The following is a 5,445-nucleotide window of genomic DNA, read 5'->3' on the forward strand; positions in this document are numbered from 1 at the left end:
CCAGCCGCTCGACCAGCGTCGGCAGATTGTTGTCCAGCCAGTCTTGCAGCATGGGCCTGAGCATCTCTTCGGCCATCTCGTCGAAGGTTTTCTTGCTGCGGCTGGCGAACGCATCGGAAAGCTCGCCGAAGGCGGCGGCAACCTGCCGGCCCCTATGTTCGGAAAGGATCGATGGACGAGTGGATGGTGCCTCGCTTGCCGTCGGAAGCGCCAACCCGCTTCGCGGCGAGGCCGGCTCGAAAGCAGGTTCGGCCGCGTCCTCGAAAACCTCAGTCTTCGGTTCGGCATCCGGCGCCAGTCGCACTTCGGGCCTATCCGGCTTGGCCGCTGTCATCGCTTCGCCGACTGCGGCGATCTCACGCCGCCAATCGGCAACGATTCTGTCGGTCGTTTCCGCAACCGTTGCCGTCGCATCCGGCTTGGCGGCCGGGGCCGGCCCGCCAGCGGCCCTGGCAAGCGTCACGGGAGCTTTGACCGGAACCGGATAGGAACGCACCGGCGGCTCCATGCGCGCGATGACGGGCTCGGCGACCGACGGAGCCGTCTGCACCTCGGCCAGCGTGGCCGGCCTTCTGGCGTCAAATCCCGGACGCAATTCGGCGCGAAACGCATCCACTTCCGGCGGCGTCTCGCCTGCCGGTGCCGGCGTCCCGCCTGCCGCCGGTGCCGGCACAGTCACCGACGCCAAATCCTGCAGCAGGTCGTTCTCTTCCTCCGGCTGCTTGCGGCCGGTATCATTGTCCTCGATGATCCTCCTGATGGAAGCCAGTATCTCTTCCATGGAAGGTTCGCGCTGCACGCTGCTTGCCGTCGCCATCGTCACATCCGCCGCCCTTGTGACTCGTTGCAGATTTCCAGTCCGGCCAAGCCGGATTCGAATCATGGCAACAGCGTAACCGACGGATCGCCTTACGAGAATCCCCAATCTGAGGGTGTGTTGGATTTCAACAGATTAGAGCCCGCGCATTCTTTTGAACGCACGGGCTCTAATGGCTTGAAACTGGATGGAATTTCAAACTGGTGGAGCGTTCAGCGGCCGTCCGGCGTGCGCAGGCCGATCCACTTGTCCTTGACCGCATTGTAATGCTCTTCAGGTCTGTATTTCGTCACCTGAAGGGCGAGACGATCGACAGACAGACGACCGACCGCCGACAGGATGGCATAGCTCGCCACCACCAAATCGCGTTCGGAACTGGCCTGGTTGATCTTGGCGGTGATCAAGGTGGCTTGCGCATTGAGAACGTCGAGCGTGGTGCGCTGGCCGACATTGCGCTCCTCGATGACGCCGCTCAAGGCAAGCTGCGCGGCGGCGATCACCTGCCTGTTGGCCACCACGGTTTGCTGAGCGGCAGTATACTGCGTCCACGCCGAGGTCACGGCTTGCCGCACGGTGTCGCGACTGACATCGACCTCGATCCGGGCCTGGCTGAGCGATTCCTTATTCTGGCGCACCGTCGCCGAATTCCGTCCACCGGAATAGATCGGCACGGTCAGCGTGGCACCGATGCTGGCCGAATTGGTTGTGCCATCCTGCGTCCCGAAAACGCCCGGAACCGTGTTGCGATAGGCGCTCGAAAGGCCGGCTGAAGCCGAGAGCTGCGGCAGCAGCGCGCCTTCGGCCGATTTCACCGAAAACGCCGCCGCGTCGACCAGATGCTGGGTGGCGAGGATGGCTGGGTGCTCACCGGATGCAATCGCGATTGCCGCGTCGAGGTTCGACGGCAACAGCTTCGACAGCGGCGAAGCGGCCCTAAGCCTGCCCGGCTCGTCGCCGACGATCTGGCGATAAGTCGCAGCGCTTGCCAGCGCCTGCGCGCGGGCCGCGGCAAGTTCCGCCACGGCGGAGGAGCGCTCGGCGTCGGCCTGCGCCACGTCGGTGCGGGTGCCTTCGCCGACCTCGAAGCGCGAGCGCGCCGCGCGCGCCTGCTCGGTCAGGAATTGCAGGTTCTGCTCCGTCAGCACCGCCACTTGCCGATCGCGAATCACGTCCATGTAGGCGCTTGCCGCGTTGAACAAGATGTTCTCTTCGGTGTTGCGCAGGCTCTCGACCGAGGCGCGGACACGCGATTCAGCGGCGGCGACGTTGTTCTTGGTCTGAAAGCCATCGAACAGGGTCTGGTCGATCTGGACGCCAAAGTTGCCCGTGGTTAGGGCGATGCTTCGGTTCGAGCCATTGAGATGGCTGCTGGAGTAGTCGATGCTCGCGGAACCGTTGATGGTCGGGCGCCAGCCGGACTTGGCGATGGCGACGCCCTCATCGGTGACGCGGACGCCGGCACGAGCCGAATTGAGCGAGGAATTGTTCTGGTAGGCTTTTGAAAGTGCACCAAGGATGGTTTCCGCCGAGGCGACCAGCGGAGAAAGCGCGGTCGCGGAAACAAGGACGGCGGCAAAAAGACTCTTGCGTAAAGACGGCACGTTATTCCCTCATTCGTTTTGCACGGGAACCACACCGCGCCGGCTTCTCTCATTCGAGCAGCCGGCGCGATGTGTTTCAGGTTCCCTGCTATCAGCCCCCAAGAGTACCCCAGTCATGCGGATCAGCAACGATTGTTCAAGCGCAAGCGAACATGACAACGCCTCTGCTGCAAGCCAAAATCATTCAGAACTCAAACGCACGGATACGTTCGAATCCCGGTAGTGGCTTAATTGCCGCATTAAATGCGCCTCTTCCGGTTACAATCCCCCCTGTCTTAAAAAACAATCGGGCTACACCCGAATTCCCCTGCCCTTCGACGGCGACGAGACGGCCGCCTTCCGCAAGCTGGTCAAGCAGCGCCGCCGGCACTTTCTCCACGCTGCCGCCGATGAAAATGACGTCGTAGGGTGCCCCCGCGGCATGGCCTTCCGGCAGCGATCCCTTGACCACGGTGACGTTGTCGCAGCCCAGCGCCGAAAGCGTCGACGTGGCGGTCTCGGCCAGTGCCGGATCGCTTTCCAGCGCGACGACCGACTTTGCCAGCCGCGACAGGATCGCCGCCGCATAGCCGGTGCCGCAGCCGACATCGAGCGCCGAATCACCAAGGTCGATCTCGGCCAGTTGCATCAGCTTGGCCAGCGGCGAAGGCTCCATGAGATAGCGTGGGCCATCCGCTCCATTGGCAATGCGGATGTCCTCGTCGATATAGGCGAGATCGCGCTGGCCGGGGGCGACAAAGGCCTCGCGCGGCACGACAAGCATTGCGTCGAGCAGCGGCGCGCTGGTCACGTCGGTCGTGCGGACCTGGCCATCGACCATTTTCACCCGGCGTTCGGCAAAATCAGCGCTCATGTCCCAACCAATCTGCCCAAAACCAATCTGCTTGCCGCGCCGGGACCGCGGCTCATTTCGACCGGAACTCAAGCCCCCTGGCGCTGGTGCGCGGGAGCTTGGGCAATTGGAGGCCTCGCCCGGAATCGAACCGGGGTGCAAGGATTTGCAGTCCTCTGCGTAACCACTCCGCCACGAGGCCTCATTGCTCCCGGCGTTCCACCCGGTTCCAATAGGTTGCGGCGAAAATGCCGTCAAGCGGCCATGGTGCATTCCGGACGGTTTCCTCTGGGCCATGATGCCACGTGTCGAATCGTCGACACGCATGCTGCAATTAATACATTAGTTAACCGTTAAGTACTGAATATGGCAAAGAGAAGCCCCGGGGCCTGGACCTTACGCCGGGCAAGCAGAAGGTTCCGCCATTCTGAAGGAGAATTGCGAGGGCCGGGAAAGCACTCCGGGCATTAGCCGGGTCGAGCCGGGCTGGGAAGACGCCCCCTCACAGAGGCTTGCCACGTCGTCAGTTCGGCCGCCGCCGCCGCTCCCACCACACGACGAGCCGGCGCCGATGGCGGCGCACCAAGGCAAACTCGTAGGAGAGCACCAGCAGTCCGATTGGAATCATCCAGAAGCCCAGGATCGGCAGGAAGCCGAGAATGCCGCCGAAGATCAGCACGACGCCGATCGCAATCCTGAGACCGCGCGAGCGCGGCATGGTGAACTGACGGCCGAAGACCGATATTTTCCGTGCCGGTGGATGGTTGTGGCTTGCTGCGCTCATGTCTGGTTAATGGTCCGTTCGGGCAAAGTAAAAGCACCAGCTGACGAATGCCGCAACCACCTTTTCGGTTCCGCGCAGCCGTCAGACGGCTCATATGAGAGTGCTCGCGCCCGATTGCCAGAAATCGCCGCGCGAAAAAGCGCCGAAAAAATCGAAATGCTTCTTTGCAAAGCCGAAACGGGTTTGCTATAGGCTGCGCCACTCACATGAGAGCCTCTGTTCCCCGGTAGCTCAGTGGTAGAGCAACCGGCTGTTAACCGGTTGGTCGCTGGTTCGAATCCGGCCCGGGGAGCCAGTCTTTTCTTGTCTTCCCGAGATGGGTGACAGTTCATTCCGGGGACATGGGTTACACTTCCAGACTTTGCGAGGAGAGCAAAGGTGCCTTGGCATGAGTGCAACCTTATGGACGAGCGTCTCAAATTCGTAGCGCGGCTTATGCATGGCGAGAAGATGGCGGCGGTCTGCCGGGAGTTCGGATCTCGCGCAGACCGGCTACAAGCTCATCAATCGCTACAATGACAGCGAGCTAGAAGGGCTGACTGACCGCGGCGGCCTTACCGGCACGCCAATCAGCTTCCTCTCCAAATCGAGAAGCTGATTGTGCGTGCCAAGCAGGGCGCGCTGAAGATCAGGGAGCGATTGGTGCGCCTGTACCCGGATGTCCAAGCCGGGCCTCCGTCCTCAAGGATTTTCGCGTGTACGGAGAGTTCTTTCGACGCCGGCGTGTGACGCAGGCCCCAACCGCCCATGTAGGCCAGCAAGGGTACCAGAGCGATGGATGCTTCGGTCAGGCTGTAGATGGTCTTCTGTGGGTGGGATCGTCCGCGGCGGGATATCAATCCCGCCTTCTCCAAGCGTTCATGCGCACTCCAAAAACCAATTGCGATATAAAATCAGTCGATCTAGCTTACAACCAATTGCATAACGCAACCAGAACTGCACGGATATCCGGGTGAGGAAAGGAAGTCGGTATGGCTGAGCTCGTGTTCGGAATGAACCAGTCCCTGGACGGCTACGTCGACCATATGGCGTTTGCGCCAAGCCCCCTGCTCTTCCGCCACTTCATCGAGGAGGCTCAGGGGCAGGCAGGCAGTGTGTACGGTCGCCAAATGTATGAGATCATGCGTTACTGGGACGACGATCATCCTGAGTGGGATGCAGAGCAACACGCCTTCGCGGCGGCGTGGCGGAGCCAGCCGAAATGGGTCGTCTCGCGCTCGTTGAAATCCGTCGGCCCCAACGCTTCGCTTGTTGAGGGTGATCTCGAGGGCGCGATCCGTGAGCTGAAGGCCGAGCGCGCCGGAGAAATCGAAGTTGCCGGCCCGGTCTTGGCGCGAAGCCTCACCGAACTCGGCCTGATCGATGAGTATCGCATCTACCTGCACCCCGTCGTGCTTGGCCGCGGCAAGCC

General features: G+C 61.8%; 6 protein-coding genes, 2 tRNA genes and 1 pseudogene. 3 read left to right on the top strand and 6 right to left on the bottom strand.

The features are described 5' to 3' along the window. From E5W87_RS22170 to E5W87_RS22190, 5 genes are all read right to left on the bottom strand, one after another. A partial coding sequence (locus E5W87_RS22170; protein WP_292402259.1) for a DUF2497 domain-containing protein occupies positions 1-817 on the bottom strand: 817 nt, incomplete at its 3' end. A gap of 212 nt (positions 818-1,029) precedes the next feature. Continuing rightward, the gene (locus tag E5W87_RS22175) at positions 1,030-2,418 is read right to left on the bottom strand and encodes a TolC family outer membrane protein (protein WP_292402264.1); all 1,389 of its coding nucleotides are present in this window, start codon (positions 2,416-2,418) and stop codon (positions 1,030-1,032) included. Positions 2,419-2,602: 184 nt separating this feature from the next. Then, positions 2,603-3,271 (bottom strand): protein-L-isoaspartate O-methyltransferase, encoded by a 669-nt coding sequence (locus E5W87_RS22180; RefSeq protein ID WP_292402266.1) that lies wholly within the window; start codon positions 3,269-3,271, stop codon positions 2,603-2,605. Between the two features lie 107 nt (positions 3,272-3,378). Then, positions 3,379-3,452, bottom strand: a tRNA-Cys gene (locus tag E5W87_RS22185). Between the two features lie 321 nt (positions 3,453-3,773). Further along, positions 3,774-4,034: a hypothetical protein gene (locus E5W87_RS22190; RefSeq protein ID WP_029353198.1), complete on the bottom strand. Its 261-nt coding sequence runs from the start codon at positions 4,032-4,034 to the stop codon at positions 3,774-3,776. A 220-nt stretch (positions 4,035-4,254) separates the two neighbouring features. Between E5W87_RS22190 and E5W87_RS22195 the strand changes: the two genes are divergently transcribed. After that, positions 4,255-4,329 (top strand) — tRNA-Asn (locus E5W87_RS22195). A 107-nt stretch (positions 4,330-4,436) separates the two neighbouring features. Next, positions 4,437-4,700, top strand: a pseudogene (locus E5W87_RS22200) (helix-turn-helix domain-containing protein); the annotation flags it as partial. Here E5W87_RS22200 and E5W87_RS22205 read toward each other — a convergent pair. Further along, complete coding sequence (locus E5W87_RS22205; protein ID WP_367118858.1) at positions 4,604-4,888, bottom strand: winged helix-turn-helix transcriptional regulator; 285 nt, start codon at positions 4,886-4,888, stop codon at positions 4,604-4,606. The pseudogene E5W87_RS22200 and the gene E5W87_RS22205 overlap by 97 nt on opposite strands. Positions 4,889-5,005: 117 nt before the next feature. On the opposite strand from E5W87_RS22205, the gene E5W87_RS22210 reads away from it, so the two are divergent. Beyond that, the coding region (locus E5W87_RS22210; protein WP_292402272.1) for a dihydrofolate reductase family protein at positions 5,006-5,445 on the top strand (440 nt) is incomplete at its 3' end.

Origin of the sequence: Mesorhizobium sp. (assembly GCF_004962925.1) — a bacterium.
In the GTDB taxonomy this organism is placed as follows: domain Bacteria; phylum Pseudomonadota; class Alphaproteobacteria; order Rhizobiales; family Rhizobiaceae; genus Mesorhizobium.

What these genes read in the sequence shown, in the direction of transcription:
- E5W87_RS22190 (WP_029353198.1), bottom strand. Translation starts at nt 4,034, where the DNA reads ATGAGCGCAGCAAGCCACAACCATCCACCGGCACGGAAAATATCGGTC.
- E5W87_RS22180 (WP_292402266.1), bottom strand. Translation starts at nt 3,271, where the DNA reads ATGAGCGCTGATTTTGCCGAACGCCGGGTGAAAATGGTCGATGGCCAG.